The organism is Rhodomicrobium vannielii ATCC 17100 (assembly GCF_000166055.1).
In the GTDB taxonomy this organism is placed as follows: Bacteria; Pseudomonadota; Alphaproteobacteria; order Rhizobiales; family Rhodomicrobiaceae; genus Rhodomicrobium; species Rhodomicrobium vannielii.
Genome location: NC_014664.1, coordinates 2,977,296 through 2,994,304, shown reverse-complemented (window position 1 = coordinate 2,994,304; position 17,009 = coordinate 2,977,296). Strand labels below are relative to the sequence as shown.

Annotated in this window: 17 protein-coding genes; 11 read left to right on the top strand and 6 right to left on the bottom strand. The window is 62.0% G+C overall.

What is annotated here, in order from left to right; all coding sequences use genetic code 11:
* Positions 1-45 precede the first annotated feature (45 nt).
* Positions 46-297 carry a hypothetical protein gene (locus RVAN_RS13835; RefSeq protein ID WP_013420335.1) on the bottom strand — a complete coding sequence of 84 codons (252 nt, stop codon included), beginning with the start codon at positions 295-297 and terminating at the stop codon, positions 46-48.
* Positions 298-369: 72 nt separating this feature from the next.
* Positions 370-594 carry a hypothetical protein gene (locus RVAN_RS13830; protein ID WP_013420334.1) on the bottom strand — a complete coding sequence of 75 codons (225 nt, stop codon included), beginning with the start codon at positions 592-594 and terminating at the stop codon, positions 370-372.
* 777 nt (positions 595-1,371) lie between these two features.
* Here RVAN_RS13830 and RVAN_RS13825 point away from each other — a divergent pair.
* From RVAN_RS13825 to RVAN_RS13815, 3 genes are all read left to right on the top strand, one after another.
* The gene (locus tag RVAN_RS13825; protein WP_155942464.1) at positions 1,372-2,748 is read left to right on the top strand and encodes a M16 family metallopeptidase; all 1,377 of its coding nucleotides are present in this window, start codon (positions 1,372-1,374) and stop codon (positions 2,746-2,748) included.
* A 115-nt stretch (positions 2,749-2,863) separates the two neighbouring features.
* Entirely contained in the window at positions 2,864-4,120 is a 1,257-nt protein-coding gene (locus RVAN_RS13820) for a M16 family metallopeptidase (RefSeq protein ID WP_245257991.1), read from the top strand.
* A 185-nt stretch (positions 4,121-4,305) separates the two neighbouring features.
* Positions 4,306-6,126 carry an ABC-F family ATP-binding cassette domain-containing protein gene (locus tag RVAN_RS13815; RefSeq protein WP_013420331.1) on the top strand — a complete coding sequence of 607 codons (1,821 nt, stop codon included), beginning with the start codon at positions 4,306-4,308 and terminating at the stop codon, positions 6,124-6,126.
* Here the strand turns inward: RVAN_RS13815 and RVAN_RS20285 are convergent.
* Positions 6,123-6,404: a hypothetical protein gene (locus RVAN_RS20285; protein ID WP_169309557.1), complete on the bottom strand. Its 282-nt coding sequence runs from the start codon at positions 6,402-6,404 to the stop codon at positions 6,123-6,125. The genes RVAN_RS13815 and RVAN_RS20285 overlap by 4 nt on opposite strands.
* Before the next feature lie 144 nt (positions 6,405-6,548).
* On the opposite strand from RVAN_RS20285, the gene RVAN_RS13805 reads away from it, so the two are divergent.
* Together RVAN_RS13805 and RVAN_RS13800 are read left to right on the top strand one after the other, a co-directional pair.
* Positions 6,549-7,328, top strand: coding sequence for a metal-dependent hydrolase (locus RVAN_RS13805; protein ID WP_013420329.1), 780 nt, complete (start codon positions 6,549-6,551; stop codon positions 7,326-7,328).
* A 28-nt stretch (positions 7,329-7,356) separates the two neighbouring features.
* Positions 7,357-8,175, top strand: a complete 819-nt coding sequence (locus RVAN_RS13800) for a hypothetical protein (protein WP_013420328.1) — start codon at positions 7,357-7,359, stop codon at positions 8,173-8,175.
* Here RVAN_RS13800 and RVAN_RS13795 read toward each other — a convergent pair.
* A complete protein-coding gene (locus RVAN_RS13795) occupies positions 8,159-9,034 on the bottom strand; it encodes a methyltransferase domain-containing protein (RefSeq protein ID WP_013420327.1) in 876 nt (291 codons plus the stop codon). The genes RVAN_RS13800 and RVAN_RS13795 overlap by 17 nt on opposite strands.
* A 58-nt stretch (positions 9,035-9,092) precedes the next feature.
* On the opposite strand from RVAN_RS13795, the gene RVAN_RS13790 reads away from it, so the two are divergent.
* The 4 genes from RVAN_RS13790 to RVAN_RS13775 all read left to right on the top strand — a co-directional run bounded on the left by RVAN_RS13790 (position 9,093) and on the right by RVAN_RS13775 (position 11,646).
* Positions 9,093-9,878, top strand: coding sequence for a ComF family protein (locus tag RVAN_RS13790; protein WP_013420326.1), 786 nt, complete (start codon positions 9,093-9,095; stop codon positions 9,876-9,878).
* A 75-nt stretch (positions 9,879-9,953) separates the two neighbouring features.
* The gene (gene grxC / locus RVAN_RS13785) at positions 9,954-10,208 is read left to right on the top strand and encodes a glutaredoxin 3 (RefSeq protein WP_013420325.1); all 255 of its coding nucleotides are present in this window, start codon (positions 9,954-9,956) and stop codon (positions 10,206-10,208) included.
* A gap of 38 nt (positions 10,209-10,246) precedes the next feature.
* Positions 10,247-11,119, top strand: a complete 873-nt coding sequence (locus RVAN_RS13780; protein ID WP_013420324.1) for a carbon-nitrogen hydrolase family protein — start codon at positions 10,247-10,249, stop codon at positions 11,117-11,119.
* Between the two features lie 11 nt (positions 11,120-11,130).
* The gene (locus RVAN_RS13775) at positions 11,131-11,646 is read left to right on the top strand and encodes a prolyl-tRNA synthetase associated domain-containing protein (protein ID WP_013420323.1); all 516 of its coding nucleotides are present in this window, start codon (positions 11,131-11,133) and stop codon (positions 11,644-11,646) included.
* A gap of 444 nt (positions 11,647-12,090) precedes the next feature.
* On the opposite strand, the gene RVAN_RS13770 is transcribed toward RVAN_RS13775, so the two are convergent.
* Together RVAN_RS13770 and ubiG are read right to left on the bottom strand one after the other, a co-directional pair.
* Positions 12,091-12,561: a GNAT family N-acetyltransferase gene (locus RVAN_RS13770; protein ID WP_013420321.1), complete on the bottom strand. Its 471-nt coding sequence runs from the start codon at positions 12,559-12,561 to the stop codon at positions 12,091-12,093.
* The gene (gene ubiG, locus RVAN_RS13765; protein ID WP_013420320.1) at positions 12,558-13,316 is read right to left on the bottom strand and encodes a bifunctional 2-polyprenyl-6-hydroxyphenol methylase/3-demethylubiquinol 3-O-methyltransferase UbiG; all 759 of its coding nucleotides are present in this window, start codon (positions 13,314-13,316) and stop codon (positions 12,558-12,560) included. Before ubiG ends, RVAN_RS13770 begins: the two co-directional genes overlap by 4 nt.
* 84 nt (positions 13,317-13,400) lie before the next feature.
* Between ubiG and RVAN_RS13760 the strand changes: the two genes are divergently transcribed.
* Positions 13,401-14,657: an aspartate kinase gene (locus tag RVAN_RS13760; RefSeq protein WP_013420319.1), complete on the top strand. Its 1,257-nt coding sequence runs from the start codon at positions 13,401-13,403 to the stop codon at positions 14,655-14,657.
* 73 nt (positions 14,658-14,730) lie between these two features.
* On the top strand, positions 14,731-16,983 hold the full coding sequence (gene ptsP, locus RVAN_RS13755; RefSeq protein ID WP_013420318.1) for a phosphoenolpyruvate--protein phosphotransferase: 2,253 nt from the start codon (positions 14,731-14,733) through the stop codon (positions 16,981-16,983).
* Positions 16,984-17,009: the final 26 nt, after the last annotated feature.

Genomic DNA, 17,009 nt, shown 5'->3' with positions numbered 1-17,009 from the left:
CCAGCGCGCGACGGTGCGCTGACGCTTCAAGTCAGAGTAGGCGCGTTACCGGGTGCCGCTGGCCGGTTCCCGTCGCATTTGCTGTGAGCGGGCTTTGAGACGGGCCTGCTGGCGCTTCTGGTTGGCCCGCTTCGCTGCCTGCGAGCGGTCGCGTACGGGATTCGCCCTGTTCTGCATCGAGCGGGAAAGTTGTCGCTGGGCTTGAGCGTCGATGCCCTGACCCGTTTGAGCCGTTGCCGACCCGGACGCGGCGAGGATGGTGAAAAGAGGAATGGCCGCAAAGACGATGATTTTCATGAACTTCCCCGCTTGTTGAGATGAAGGGAGCTTCGGCCGGGATGGCCGCCGAAGCTCTGTCGCCCGGGTTGATCAGCCGCGGCCGCCATACTGACCGGTGCGCTGGCCGGTTGTGCGGGCCTTGGCGCGGCGGTCGCTCGACTTGCCCATCTGGCTGGCCTTGTTTTTCGCCTTGCTCATATGGCTCTTGCCTGACTGGCTATGCTGGCCCTGATTACGGCTCGCCGCATCGGCATCGAACGAAGCCGCCGTGGTGAGAAGGAACACAGCGGCGACCGCAAGCGCTAAAGTCTTCATGACATTGCCTCTTCGTTGTTGGAACATTTGAGGCAGGCTAGGCGAGCGCGGATTAATTGAATGTTACCTCGCCCAAATGGCGGATTAAAATAGACCAATGAAAGTTACCTGATACCTTCGATAATATTTACACCGTAATCAGAGGACTGACGTCATGATCAATCTAGCGGTCATATCTTTGGCTTCGCTCCTGCTTGTGGAAGCTCCCGTGCAAGCGGCCGAGGATAAGCTTGTTCGTGTGGGTTTTTGCCTACCGAAAACGGTGCGTTTCTCTCAATGCATCGAGGGCAGGGTCAATGCATGCGTTCGTACCCGGCATATGAATTGTAAAACAAAAACCTCCTGTTCACCGAGTTCGGAAAGATGCACGCGAAGGCCCCGACTGCTATTCCGATGACACCGCGCTGGCGGGGGGCGGTCACGATTGCGTGGGCAATATGAATGTGCGGGATGTATTGGGTGCCTTGGCCGCAGATTCTCGCCCGAGCGGTCGATGTCTTGGGCGCTCCCTCTACACAACCTCGGCACATGACAAAAATGTAATATGACGCCGCGCGTCCTATTCCTGAGCCGAAGCACGACTTTTATCTCGCAATGTCATGAAATCGCCGCACCACTACTGGCGCCATGGGCGGAAAGAGCTATATCTTCAGCGACTCTTTGCAGAAGGATGCCGGATTGCCGATGTTTCAAGCTTCATCATATGGAACCCAGCCCTGTTCAACGCCATCTAGATCGGGCACACTGACCAAAATCAAACTCCTTGGTGCCCTGCTCATGGCTTTAGCGCTGTCCCCCCTCGATACCCTCGCCGCCGCGCAAACCTCGTCTCCCGCGCGTCTTGCCTATCACGGCACGCTGGATAACGGCCTCGAAATCGTGGTCGTCCCGGATCGCCGCGCGCCGGTCGTCACGCACATGGTGTGGTACAAGGTCGGCGCGGCGGACGAACCGCTCGGCAAGTCCGGCATCGCGCACTTCCTCGAACATCTGATGTTCAAGGGTACGGACAAGATCCCGGCGGGCGAGTACTCGAAAATCGTTGCACGCCTCGGCGGACAGGACAACGCCTTCACCGCTCAGGACATCACGGCCTATTTCCAGCGCGTCGCCAAGGACAAGCTTCCGAAGATGATGGAAATGGAAGCTGATCGCATGGCAAACCTCAAGCTCGCGGAGAACGATGTTCTCACCGAGCGCAAGGTTATCCTCGAAGAACGCCGCAGCCGCGTCGACAACGACCCGTCTTCGCTCCTGCAGGAGCAGATGATGGCTTCGCTCTACACGGCGCACCCCTACCACACGCCGATCATCGGCTGGGAAACCGAGATGAAGGGCCTCACCCGCGAGGACGCCATCGCCCACTACAAGAAGTGGTATGCGCCGAATAACGCGGTTCTCGTCGTAACCGGCGATGTGGAGCCGGAAGAAGTTGTGAGGCTCGCCAAGGAAACTTACGGCAAGATCCCCGCGAACCCGGCTGTCGGCGCTCCGCGCAAACGCCCGTCCGAGCCGGAGCCGGTCGCCGAGAAGCGCGTCCTTCTGCGCGACGGCCGCGTCGGCAAGGCGACGCTTGAGCGCTACTACACCGCGCCGAGCTTCAACACCGCCACCAACGGCGAAGCCGAGGCGATGCAATTGCTCGGGCGTATCGTCGGCGCGAGCAACACGAGCCGCATCTACAACAAGCTGGTGCGCGAGGAAAAAAAGGCGTCTGCCGCCAGCGCATGGTACAGCGGGCTTGCCCTCGACAATGGCCGCTTCGGCTTCTACGCGGTGGCTGCGGGCGACAACAAGCTGGAAGACATCGAGGCCTCGATCGACGCCGTGATCGATGAAGTGATACGAAACGGCGTCACGGACGAAGAGCTTGAGCGCGCCAAGACGAGCGAAATCGCGAACCTCGTCTATTCCTCCGACAGCCAGCAGAGCCTTGCGCATACCTATGGCTGGAGCCTTGCTACGGGCCGCACGGTCGACGATGTCGAGGCGCGGTCCGAACGGTTGAAAGCGGTCAAGCGCGAGGACGTTCAGGCCGTCGCGGCGAAGTACCTGAAGCGGAAGCGCTCCGTGACAGGCTATCTCATCCCCGAACCTTCGCAGGTGGCGAAGGTCGATCCCCGTCCGGCTTCCGCTGGCGGCACGTTGCATTGAGGAGCGGAAGACCCACATGATACTCAAGATTTCCGGCAGCCGACTGATTAAGTCGCTTGCTGCCTCAGCCTTGTTTGTTTCGCTCCTTTTCGGAGCCGTCCTGCCAGCGAGCGCCATGCAGATTCAGAAAGTCGTCAGCAAAAAGGGTATCGAGGCCTGGCTCGTGGAGGATCACAGCCGCCCCATTCTCAGTCTCCAGTTTGCCTTCAAAGGGGGCTCCACGCAGGATCCCGATGGCAAGTCGGGCGTGGCAACTTTCGTTTCGGGCATGCTCGATGAAGGCGCTGGCGACCTCGATTCGTCGGGCTTCCAGAAGCGCCTCGAAGAACTGGCCGCCAAGATGTCGTTCAGTGCGAACTACGACAACTTCTCCGGCTCGTTCCAGACGCTGACGCAAAATCGCGAGGATGCGGTCAAGCTTCTGCGGGCGGCGATTAACGATCCGCATTTCGACGCGGATGACGCAAATCGCATCCGTGAGCAGCTTCTCGCGAATTTGCGGCTTGAGGAGAAAGATCCGGACAAGGTCAGCTCCATCGAGTGGTACAAGCTCGCTTTCGGCGCCCATCCCTACGGCCGCTCATCGAACGGCACGGTGGAAAGCATCGAGTCCCTCACGCCTGACGACCTGAAAGCCTACCGCAAGCGCATCTTCGCTCGCGATAATTTGAAGGTCGCGGTCGTCGGCGACATCGACGCAAAACAGCTCGGCGACGTGCTCGACACCGTGTTCGGCGACCTGCCCGAGAAGGCCGACCTCAAGCTCGTGCCGGAGGTGACGCTCGCGAATGTCGCGAAGCAGCGCGTCGTGGCGATGCCCAATCCGCAGTCCGTGGTCCAGTTCGGCTTCCAGGGCCTGAAGCGGAAAGACCCCGACTTCATCCCGGCGTTCATCCTGAACTACGTCGTCGGCGGCGGTGGCTTTTCGTCGAAGCTGATGCAGGAAGTGCGTGAGAAGCGCGGCCTCGCCTATGGCGTTTACACCTACCTTTATCCGCTCCAACACGCCGGCATTTTCGCGGGTGGCGTCGCGACGGAGAACAAGAGCGTAGGCCAGTCTCTTGACCTCATCCGCGCCGAGCTTGAGCGTGTGTCGAAGGAAGGGCTGACCGAAACGGAGCTGCGGCAGGCGAAGGATTATCTCATCGGCTCCTACGCGCTGCGCTTCGACACCAGCGGGAAGATCGCGGCGCAACTGCTGGCGATCCAGCTAGACGACCTTGGCGCGGACTACATCGACCGCCGAAATGGCGAGATCGAAGCCGTGACCGTCGCCGACGTAAAGCGCGTCGCGAAGCGGTTGCTCGAACCGAAGAACCTCATTGTGACGGTTGTCGGCGAACCGGAAGGCGTGAAGGAAGTGGGGCTTTAAGCTTCGCCCTATTGATTGTTCAGCGGCCGGGCCCTTGGTCCGGCCGTTTCGTTTCGACGCAGCAACCAAGCCTGGCGAGCGAAATCTGAAGCTTCCAACCACCCGCCACCGGAAAAGATTGCATCGCGCGGCGTTCCTGTCCAAATCTGCGGGCATCCCAACCAGATGGAACCAACGCCCCGCACATGGCCGCACCGCTTCTCACGCTTCAGAATATCGCGCTGACCTTCGGCGGCACGCCGCTTTTCGACGGCGCGAGCCTTGTCGTGTCCGAAGGCGACCGCATCGCGATCGTGGGGCGCAACGGCACCGGCAAATCCACGCTCATGAAGATCGCGGCGGGGTTGATCGAGCCGGACAGCGGCAGCCGCTTCGCACAGCCCGGCGCGATCATGCGCTACCTGCCGCAGGAGCCCGATTTCGGCGACCACGCCACGGTGCTGTCGTATGTGGAAAGCGGTCTCGGCCCGACGGACGATCATTATCAGGCGCGGCTGCTCCTCGGCGAGCTGGACCTCACCGGCGAGGAAGCGCCCGCCACGCTCTCGGGCGGCGAAGCCCGCCGCGCGGCGCTCGTCCGCATCCTCGCCGCGAACCCGGACGTTTTGCTGCTGGACGAGCCGACAAACCACCTCGACATTCAGGTGATCGAGTGGCTCGAAAAGCGCCTCGCCGCGATGAAGTCGGCGCTCGTCATCATCAGCCACGACCGGCGCTTCCTCACCAACCTGTCGCGCTCGACCGTGTGGGTGGATCGCGGCACGACGCGAACGCTCGACTTCGGCTTCGGCAAGTTCGAGGACTGGCGCGACGAGTTTCTGGCGCAGGAGGAACTCGACCGGCACAAGCTCGCGCGCAAGATCGAGCGCGAGGCCGATTGGCTGCGCTACGGCGTCACCGCGCGGCGCAAGCGAAACGTCCGCCGCCTCGGCGCGCTGCATAGCCTGCGCGACGAGCTGCGCACGGCACGGCGCGCGCCCGGCGCGGCCAGGCTCGAAGCGGCCGAGGGGGCGCAATCCGGCAAACTCGTCATCGAGGCCGAGGGCATTTCTAAGTCCTATGGCGGCGGCAAGCCCGTGGTCGAGAAGTTCTCAACGCGCGTCATGCGCGGCGCGCGCATCGGCCTCGCGGGGCCAAACGGCGCAGGCAAGACGACGCTGCTCAAGATGCTCATTGGCGCGCTTGAACCGGACGAAGGCGCAGTGCGCCTCGGCACCAATCTCGAAATTGCCGCGCTGGAGCAGAACCGCGACAGCCTCAAGCCCGACATGACCGTCGCCGATGCGCTGACGGGCGGGCATGGCGACCTCGTCGTCGTGAACGGCGCGGCGCGTCACGTCGCGTCCTACATGCAGGACTTCCTGTTCCTGCCGGAGCAGGTGCGGTCGCCGCTGAAGGTGCTGTCCGGCGGCGAACGCGCGCGGCTGATGCTCGCCCGCGCCTTCGCGAAGCCGTCGAACCTGCTGGTGCTCGACGAACCGACGAACGACCTCGACCTTGAAACGCTCGACGTGCTCGAAGAACTGCTGAACGATTACGGCGGCACCATCATCCTTGTCAGCCACGACCGCGACTTCCTCGACCGCGTGGCGACATCGATGATCTGCCCGGACGGTAACGGCCAGTGGATCGAATATGCGGGCGGCTATTCCGACACGCTCGCGCAGCGCGGCGGGCGCGGTTTCGGCTCCGAGCCTGCGAAGACGAAGTCTACGCAGGAGCCGAAGCTCAAGGCGGCGGCATCCGGCGGCGATCAGCCTAAGCCGAAGCGCAAGCTCAGCTTCAACGAGAAGCATGCGCTCGAAACGCTGCCCGCGAAGGTGACCGCGCTTGAAAAGCAGATCGGCACGCTTCAGGCGAAGCTCACCGACCCGAACCTCTATGCGAAAGATCGCAAGGCGTTCGATCAGGCGACCGCCGCGCTCGCGAAGGCGCAGGCCGAGTTGACCGAAGCGGAAAACCGCTGGCTCGAACTCGAAATCCTCCGCGAGGAGCTTGGGCTCTAGCGGCCCCAGCCGTTCGAATAACCGGAGCGATGGTCGTTGGACGAACCCGAACCGTAGGAGTTACGGTTCGGGTCGATCCAACCTTCGCGCCCGGTGTACGGGTTAACATTCCCTTTGGTGCTGAAATTATCATTGAGATTATTGTTCGGCCTCGTCTGGTAGTGCGGCTCGACGTAGGTACCGTCATCTCCGGCGAAGGCAGCAGATGAGACCGAGAGGGCAATAAGGGTCGTCAGAAAATGGCGCATCAAAAAACCTGTCCAAAAAAGATCAGACAAGTTTCTTTACCCTTCTTTGCGATTGAGCGCAAGCGTCGCCTTTTCCCGTCACGGACTGGTTCACGCCAATCTGACGGGACAAACGCCGCCGCACCACGCCCGCGCACTCCGAATCAGTTAATCTTCTGCAAACGGAGGGCACAAATGGCGAACTTCAACACGCATCTCGCCGTGGCGGCGGTCGGCAGCGGGCTTTGCGCCACGGTCGCGCTCGCAGGCAACGCCGCGCCTAACAGCTACCTGCTCACGCTGACGCTCGCGGGCACCATCGGCGGCATCCTCCCCGACATCGACCTCGAAAAAGCGATCCCCTCTCGCATCCTGTTCTCGGCGCTCGGCGTGATCGCGGCGTTCATCGCGCTGTTCTCGCTCGAAAAACGATACTCCATCGCGGAACTCTGGATCGTCTGGCTCGGCGTTTACGCGCTGGTGCGCTACGGGGTGCACTGGATCTTCCACACGCGCACGCGCCATCGCGGCATCTTCCATTCTCTGCTCGCGGGCGGCTTCTTCATGGTGCTGACCGCCGTCATCTTCGCCCGCATTTTCGGCGAACCGGCCGCGCTTGCGTGGCTCACCGGCCTTTTCGTGCTGATCGGCTTCATCATCCATCTCGCGCTCGACGAAATCTATTCGGTCGATATCGAGGGCGCGCAGCTCAAGAAATCCTTCGGAACGGCGCTGAAGGTCGTGGATCGCAAATCGTGGCGCGCGTCGGCGCTGATGGGCGTCGCTTTCGGCGCCGTCGTGGCGAGCGCGCCTCCTTCGCAGGAGTTCGAGGACATCATGGCCCCGCCGACGGTGTTCACGTTCCTGAAGGAGCGGCTGTTGCCCAAGGGGAACTGGTTCGGCATCGAACTGCCGAAGTCCGTCGCTGCGGAGCCGGTCAAGACGGCGGCGGATATATCGGCCGACGCGAAGTAGGTAGAATGCGCAGGTCGGAGGTGAGCCGATGAGCGATTACGTGTTGTTTCAAATGACGGAACAGGTTCGAAAGGATCTGATCGATCGTCATCTCTTTTATGTTGATCAGGCCCGAAAGCGCTTTTTATCACACTTCGACGACATTGAAGCCGAAGCAAACGGGATTCCAGATAAATGGCTGGAGCAGCACGAGCACCTCTTTGATCCTGAGAGGCACGATCCCTCGGATTTCTACGAAGCAGCCATTCATGCGCGCTATAATTTCTACGAACTCATTTGTGACATGCGAGAGCGAACCCAACTTAGCGTCATCGCCGGGATGTTTCATGAGTGGGACAAGCAGCTACGCGATTGGTTATCAAACGAAATTTTGCACTGCCATCATGGACCAGCCGTCCGTGACGAAGACTGGTCTTTCACTTTCAAAGCAGTGTGGTCCGCCAAGTTCAAACAGGTAGTCGATTTGTTGGAATGCCTCGGGTGGCAGATAGAAAGGAGGGAATATTTTCAAAAGCTCAATGCTTGCCAACTGATCGTGAACGTCTATAAACACGGCAATGGAGAGTCGCTGAAGATACTCAAAAAAGACTATCCAGAATATTATCGTAACCCGTTCCAGCATTCTCGCAGCCGCGTTTGGCGAATTACGGTCCCTAATTACAAGGACCTCAGAATCAACGATGCACAATTCCGGGCGTTCTCGAATGCCATCGTGTCGTTCTGGATGGACACTCCTGGGAACATCTATAAGTCTCAGGTTGAATCCGTGCCTGACTGGTTAGGAAAAGCGATCCTGAAGGACGATAATCGCTCGGTTTACAGCAAAAAAGTTATCGCTTTGCCTTGAGCGCATCGGCGAGGCGTGCGGTGGCGGAGCCGGGCTTTGCGGGCTGTTGCTGGCTTTCGTGGGGCGACCATCCGCAGAGATAGATGATCTCGAACGTCGCGCGCACGCGGCCGTTGTCGCCGGAGAAGCGCTCGGCGTAGATCGCCGCCGCACGAAGCAGCGTATCGCGCCGCATGAACCGCCGGGATCGGGCCGCGAGCGGGTTCGCCGCGCCCATCGCCTTCAGGTCGCGCATGAGCGCAAGCGCATCCGCATAAGTCACCGTCAGTTGCTCCGCATCGGCGACCGGCAGCGCGAAGCCCGCGCGTTGGAGAAGGCCGCCCATGTCGCGCAGATCGGCGGTCGGGAAGACGCGAGGCGACACGCCGCCCGCTGTCTCGGTCTCCGCCTGCATGAACGTCTGACGCAGCTCGATCAGCGTGTCGCCGCCGAGCAGCGCCGCGAGGAACAAGCCGTCCGGGCGAAGCGCGCGGCGGATCTGGATGAGCGCGCCGGGCAAATCGTTCGCGAGGTGAAGCGACAGCGCCGAGGTGATGAGGTCGAACGCGCCCTCCTTCAGCGGCAGCGCCTCCACATCCGCGACGACGGCGGGTTTCGGGCAGGCTTCGGCGAGCGGCAGTGCGGGCGCAAGCGAGACGGGCGCGAGGCCGGGGAACCGCGCGGATAGCGTGCGGGCCATGACGCCGTGATGCGCGCCGACATCCGCAACGCGCTCGAAATCCCGCCGAATGCCGCCGAGGCGATCGGCAAGTTCGTCCGCCGCATGCCGGATCAGGAAATCCGTCGCAGGAAGCGTCTCGCTCGCGCGGGCAAGCGCGCGGCGCATTTGGGTCCGGTCGAAAATTCCGGGGCTGGTCAACGCGTTCGTCCCGGATTACTGTCAATTTTAGATAAATTCATTCTTCCTCGCGTTGCAGATGTTCCAGCCCGTTGCCCGCTTCGCCGCCGAAAGCCTGCGCTACTCGACGGACCTCATCCTACCCGCCGTCTGCGTATCATGCGCCACGCCAGTCACGCGGCACAACCTCCTTTGCGCGAAATGCTGGGGCGACCTCGTTCCGATCACAGCGCCGTATTGCGACAGGCTCGGCATTCCGCTCCCCGGCTATGACGACAGCGGCCCGCATCTCTCGGCGCAGGCTTTCACCGATCCGCCCGTTTTCGACCGCGCGCGGGCGGCCTGCGTTTACGGCGGCGTGATCCGTAAACTTATCGTGCGGTTCAAATTCGAGGATCGGCACGAGCCGCTGCCCTTGTTTCTTCGGCTGACGCGCGAGGCGGGGCGCGACCTGCTGGCCGATGCGGATTTGATCGTGCCCGTGCCGCTGCACCGGTTCCGGCTCCTGCAACGCCGCTTCAATCAGTCGGCGCTGCTGGCGAAGGGGCTGTCCCGAGCTTCGGGCGTTCCGGCTTCGGTCATGGCGCTGAAACGGACGAAGCGAACGAAGGCGCAGGTCGGCCTTCAACACGACGCGCGCCGAACAAACGTCGCGGAAGCGTTCAATGTCGGCGCGAGCGGACGGCGCGCCGTAGCCGGAAAGCGTGTGCTGCTCGTCGATGACGTCATTACCACCGGAGCGACCGCGAACGCATGCTCGACGGCGCTTCTTGCGGCGGGTGCCCGCGCGGTGGACATACTCGCAGTCGCGCTTGTCTGGCACGGTGCAACCAACTTCCTTGACGAAGGCGGCGATGTGCTTTAGCTGACGCTCCCGGCTCTGGACCAGCGGCGCTTCGCACACCATCTGCTTGCGGTTCTGAAAGCCAGGAAATACAAAATGCAGCCAGTGACCATCTACACCACGCCGTCCTGCCCCTATTGCCGCCGTGCGAAAGCCCTTCTGGGACGCAAGGGCGTGGCCTTCGACGAAATCGATGTGTCGGATCGGGCCAAGCGCGCCGCGATGTCGGACCTCGTGGGCGGTCGAACCTCCGTTCCGCAGATCTTCATCGGATCGCGACATATTGGCGGATGTGACGACCTTCATGCCTTGGATGCGAAAGGCGAACTTGATCCTCTGCTGCAAAGCTGAGCAAAATGAGACAAACTTTTTAAGGAGCAGGCAAGAGCATGGCCGACAGAGATCCGTTTCGAGTGGGCCTCGTCCAGATGCGGACGGGGAAAGACGTTCGAGATAATCTTCTGGAGGCGGAAGCGCTGATACGCGATGCGGCTCGCAAGGGCGCGCATTACATCCAGACGCCGGAAAACACGCTCCTGATGGAGGTGGACGCGCCGCACCTCCTCGAAAAGATCGTTCCCGAAGCCGAAACGGAAGGCGTGGCGCATTTTGCCCACCTCGCCAAGACGCTGCGTGTGTGGCTGCATATCGGCTCCATCGCGGTGAAGATCGGCGAGAACAAGGCGGCGAACCGCGCGTTCCTGTTCACGCCGAACGGCGACATCGTGCTCCGCTACGACAAGATCCACATGTTCGACGTCGATCTGCCGAGCGGCGAATCCTACCGCGAATCCGCCACGTTCATTCCCGGCACGCAGGCTTACGTCGCGCAGCTTCCGTGGGGCGCACTCGGCGTCGCCACCTGCTACGACATCCGCTTCCCGGAGCAATTCAAGGCGTTGGCCATGGCGGGCGCGAAGTTCCTCACCGCGCCGTCGGCCTTCACGAAGGTCACAGGCGAAAAGCACTGGCATACGCTGCTTCGCGCGCGGGCCATCGAAAACGGCTGCTTCGTGTTCGCCGCCGCGCAAGGCGGCCGCCACGCAAACGGACGCACGACGTTCGGGCACAGCCTCATCATCTCGCCATGGGGTGAAATCATCGCCGAGGGCGACACCGATCCGGGCGTGATCGTCGCCGATATCGATCCGGAGGAAGTGGACCGCGTACGCGCCCGCATCCCGGCGCTGGATCACGCACGCGATTTCGAGGTGAGCGTGGTGCAGATGCCGAAGGGCGCAACGCTGAAGGCGGTGGGCTGACACGCATTACCATGAACGACTGGCGCGCCTTCTTCGGGCTTCTCACATCGCTCGGCATTGCTTACGAGACGGTGGAGCACGAGGAAGTGCACACCGCCCAAGGGCTTGCGAACCGCGACATGTCGCTCTGGGAGTTTCCGGTCAAGAATATCGTGGTCGAGGACAAGGCAAAGCAGCTTTACCTCGTCACGATGCACCTGCTTACGCCCCCGCTCGATCTGAAAGCGCTCGCGAAGCAGCTCGGCGCGGACGGGCGCTTTTCCTTTGCGTCGCCCGAGACGATGGGTGCGGCTCTGAAGGTGCTGCCCGGCAGCGTTACGCCTTTCGCGCTGGTGAACGATACGGAGCGGCGCGTCAGGCCGATTTTCGATGAACGCATGTGCGCGTCGAAAACGGTCAGCGCTCACCCGCTCGTCAATACCATGACGACGACGATCGCGATCGACGACCTGATGCGGCTGCTCGGCGTGAACGGCCATGAGCCACGCTGGTGCGCACTTCCGCTGAAGGTTCAGCCGGTATCTTGAGTTCCCGCCAATCGGCCTCGGACGAGCTTTTCGCCAGCGTCGGTGCGGGTTCGGCAACCGCATCCTCGGCGGCGATCTCACCTTTTATGAAATCGTATCCGCAGTTCACGCACACGCGGTTCGGCACGGGCAGCGCCGCCCTGATGCCGTGCTCGGCATGCATCGCATAGGCCGAGGCGCCGCAGCGCGGGCAGCGGAAGGCAAAGAGGAAGACAACGTGGATGAGTGCCGCCATCCATAGCAGAAAGAATAACGTAAGAACGTCGATCACCGACGCGTATGACATCAGGAGAGCGCCGAGAAAAAGCACCGCCGGAAGCGCCAGTACCACCCTGAAGAACCGAACCCGGACCACAGTCGTCTCCATCGGTCAATTCAAACCAGATTTAGCAGAAAGCGGTTTCTGCTTTGTGGTTCGAATAGCGATGGTCTCTGCGCGCGGATTTACTTGAGCTTCACCTTGTAGCGGATAAACGGATCGCGCGGCACAATCTTGTCGTAAAGCGCGCGGGCCGGCTCGTTCGCCTCATGCGTGTGCCAGGAGACGCGCGGCCACCCCTCGACGCGCCCCTTGTGGATCAGCGCTTCGATGAGGGCTCGGCCGACGCCTTCTCCGCGCGCGTCGTCCGCGACGAACAGGTCTTCCATGTAGCACACGGGTTGCGGTCCGAGCGTGTGCGCGTGCAGAACGTAGTTCGCGAAGCCGACAAGTTGACCCGCGCTGAAAAAGCCGAGGCGCGTTTCCGCGACGAGCGCATGCACCGGCTCGCGAGGCTCCAGAATGCGCCGCCAAAGCTCGTCGGTCACTTCGGGCGGAGCTGCAACGCCATAGAATGCGAGATAGCCCTGCCACAGCCTGCGCCAGCCGGCCTCGTCGCCGGGACCGGGCGCGCGGATGCGGCAGGGAAGCGTCACACGGCCTCGCCGGACATGAGGTAGTTCATCGAGAGGTCCGTGTCGGACAGCGTCCACGAGCCGGAGAGCGGCTTGTAGATCATGCCCGCGCGGCGCGTGGCGGCGAAGCCCGCATCCGACAACGCGCCCGCAAGTTCGTCCGGCTTGATGAACTTCTTCCAGTCGTGCGTGCCGGGGGGAACGAGGCCGAGGATACGTTCGGCAGCGAACACGGCGAGCCCGTAGGATTTGGACGTGCGGTTCAGCGTGGACAGGACGATCAGCCCGCCAGGCTTCGCGAGGCTGCGGCACGTCTTCAGGAAAGACTGCGGGTCGGCGACGTGCTCGATCACCTCCGAGGCGACGACGACATCGAAGGTGAGTCCCTCGCGCGCCAGATCCTCGGCGGTGACGTTGCGATAGGTGACGGGAGCGCCTAGCTTCGCCGCATGCGCGCGGGCGACGCCGACGGACTCCTCTACCGGATCGATTCCTGTTACAGTACCGCCCAGCCTCGCCAGCGGTTCCGAAAGGATGCCGCCGCCGCAGCCGATATCGACAACATCAAGACCCTGAAGCGGGCGGAATTCGTTGAACTGGCCCTTTCGCCAGCGCTTGACTTCCGCCACAATAAATGCGAGCCGCGCAGGATTGAAGGCATGCAAACCGCTGAATTTGCCTCGCTCGTCCCACCACTCTTTCGCGAGACTCTCGAAATGCCGCAACTCTGTCGCGTCCAGAGACGGACTTTGCCGTGTTTCTGCCTCAATCCCCATCAATGGCGTTCCTGATCTCCTGCTGCGCGAAATCTACGTACGCTCGCGCCGCTATTTTTCACTCTCGCACATATAGCCAGTCCCATGCTGCTCGTCATGAAATTTGGCGGAACTTCCGTCGCAGACATCGCCCGCATCAGAAATTCGGCGCTCCACGTCAAGCGTGAGGTCGAGGCCGGCAATCGCGTCGCCGTCGTGGTTTCCGCCATGGCAGGCCACACGAACCAGCTCGTGGGGTGGTGCAAGGAAGCGCACGAGCTTTACGACCTGCGCGAGTATGACGCCGTTGTGTCGTCGGGTGAGCAGGTCACTGCGGGGCTGATGGCGATCATCCTCCAGTCCATCGGGGTCAAGGCGCGATCTTGGCAGGGGTGGCAAATCCCGCTTGTCACGGACGGCTCGCACAGCGTCGCCCGCATCGATCGCCTCGAAACCGCCGACCTGCTCGCGAGCGTCGAAGGCGGCGAAGTTGCCGTCGTGGCGGGCTTCCAGGGCATCGCCCCTTCAGGACGTATAACCACACTCGGACGCGGCGGTTCCGACACGAGCGCCGTCGCACTGGCCGCCGCCCTCAAGGCCGAGCGGTGCGACATCTACACCGACGTCGATGGCGTGTATACAACGGACCCTCGGCTTGTGCCAGACGCCCGAAGACTTCCGCGCATTTCGTATGAAGAGATGCTGGAAATGGCGTCTTTGGGAGCTAAAGTACTTCAGACGCGCTCTGTCGAGCTTGCAATGGCTCAAGGCGTGCGTGTACAAGTTCGTTCTAGCTTCGATAACCCTGAATCATGCGAACCCGCTCGCTCCGGAATATCCGAAATGTGCGGGACGCTCGTTTGCGACGAAACGGAAATGTTGGAACATCACGTTGTCAGCGGCATTGCATACGCGAAAGACGAGGCAAAGGTCACGGTGCTGAGCATCGAGGATAAGCCGGGCGTCGCCGCGAGCATTTTCGTGCCGCTGTCGGAAGCGAACATTAACGTGGACATGATCGTGCAGAACATTTCCGAGGATGGTCGCAAGACCGACCTCACTTTTACCGTGGCCGCAGCGGAGCTTCCGCGCGCGCTTCAGGTGCTGCGCGATAATCAGGACACCATCCGCTATCGCGACCTTCGCGGCGACACGGATATGGTGAAGGTGTCGGTTATCGGCGTCGGCATGCGTAGCCATGCCGGTGTGGCCGCCGAGATGTTTCAGGCCCTCGCCGGCAAGAGCATCAACATTCAGGCGATATCCACGTCGGAGATCAAGATCAGCGTACTCATCGGCGCGGCGCATACCGAGGAGGCGGTGAACACGCTGCATAGCTTGTTCGGCCTCGACCGAACCTGAAACGACAAGCTGGGCGCTCGCGTGGCAGGGGCGCCTAACCCTCGCAACCTAACAGGTTATTGGAACCAGGCAGATGCCCTGGACTCAACGTCCCCCATGGGTGCTGATCCGAAGCTTGCGGGCAATCATGGCGAGTGCGTCAGAGCCGCAAGCCAAGCTGGACAGCATCGTAAAAGTCATAGCCTCGAACATGATTGCCGAGGTGAGCTCGATCTATGTCCGCCTGCCGGATGAATCGCTCGAACTTTTCGCCACCGAAGGGCTGAAGAAAGAAGCTGTTCACGCGCTCCGCATGAATAAGGGCGAGGGTCTCGTCGGTCTCATCGCCGACTGGGGACAACCCATCAATTTGCCTGATGCTCAGAAGCATCCCTCATTCTCCTACAAGCCTGAGACAGGCGAAGAGAACTACCACTCCTTCCTCGGCGTACCGATCGTGCGCGAGCGGCGTACCATCGGCGTGCTCACCGTGCAGAACAAGATCGAGCGACGCTATACGACGGAAGAGGTGGAGGCGCTTGAAACGACGGCCATGGTGCTAGCGGAACTCATCGGATCGGGCGCTTTCGCGGGCGCGGTATCCCACTCGCCGGGGCGGCGCGAAACTTCGGTCACGATCAAGGGCACGCCGCTCGCTGACGGTCTGGCGCTCGGCCACATCGCGTTGCACGAGCCGCGCCCCGTTGTGCTGAAATTCTTCGCGGACAACATCCCGGCGGAGCTGAAGCGTCTCGAAGACGCGCTCGAACGCCTCAAGGACGACATCAAGCGCCATCTCGAACACGAGGACTCGCCGCAAGACAGCGAGCACCAGGCCGTTCTCGAAGCCGTGCAAATGCTGGCGAACGACAAAGGCTGGGCGCGGCGCATGCGCGACGCGGTGATGGCCGGTCTCACGGCCGAAGCGGCGGTCGAACGCGTTCAGCAGAACATGCGCACGCAGCTCATGAAGGTCGGCGACGACTTCTGGCGCGAGCGCAGCCACGACATCGACGACCTGTCGACCCGGCTGCTGCGCACGCTGCAAGGCCAGGAGACGCACGTCGAGCGCCTGCCGAACGACGCCATTCTCGTCGCCCGCAACATGGGAGCGGCCGAGCTTCTGAGCTATGACCCGCGCAAGCTGCGCGGCCTCGTCATCGAGGAGGGCGGCGCGACATCGCACGTGTCCATCGTGGCGCGCTCGTTCAATCTCGCGGTGCTCGTGCAGGTGCCGGACGTGCTGTCGATCGCCGACCATGGCGACCCCGCGATCCTCGACGCTGCAACCGGGCAATTCCACGTTCGCCCGTCGCTCGAACTCATCCGCGCCTATGCCGACAAGGCGCGTTTTCGCGCGCGGCGACAAGCCCGCTTCTCCAAGCTCCGCCACGTGCAGGCGATCACGAAGGACGGCGAACGCATTCTGCTCAACATGAATGCCGGGCTCACCGTCGATCTGCCGCATCTCTACCAGAGCGGCGCGGATGGCATCGGCCTGTACCGCACCGAGCTTCAGTTCATGGTCGCGTCGCGCTTCCCGAAGATGGAAGAGCAGCGCAAAACCTATAACCGCATCCTCGATATGGCGGGCGGGCGGCGTGTCATCTTCCGCTCGCTCGACGTGGGCGGCGATAAGGTTTTGCCCTATCTGCGGCGCGTGAAGGAAGAAAACCCGGCGCTGGGCTGGCGCGCGATCCGCATGTCACTCGACAGGCCCGCGCTGTTCCGCACGCAGGCCCGTGCGCTGATGCGCGCGGCGGCGGGGCGAGAGCTTTCGCTCATGCTGCCCTTCATCGCCGACGTTTCCGAGCTTCTCGGCGCGAAGGCGCTCATCGACAAGGAAGTCGAGCACGCAAAGAAGCACAGCCACGAACTGCCATCGGAGATGCGCGTCGGCGTGATGGTCGAAATTCCGGCCATCCTTTACCAGCTCGACCAGATCCTTCCGTTGGTGGATTTCATTTCGGTTGGCAGCAACGATCTGCTTCAATTCCTGTTCGCCGCGGATCGCGAAAACGACCGCGTCGCCCGCCGGTTCGATCCGCTGCACTCGTCGGCGCTCAAGGTACTGCGCGAAATCGCGGCAAAGGCCGTTGCGCACAAGACCGAGTTCGCGCTGTGCGGCGAAATGGCTGGGCGGCCCGTCGATGCAATGGCGCTGCTCGGGCTGGGCTTCCGCTCAATTTCGATGGCGCCGGCATCGGTTGGCCCCATCAAGGCCATGGTGCTTTCCCTCGACACGAAAAAGCTCGGCGAAACGCTGAACGGCCTCGTCGATGGAAACTGCCCGACCATCCGGCGCGAGTTGACCGAGTTTGCGCGGAAGGAAAACATTGATATCTAGTGGCCGGGATGGGTTGCTCACGCGCC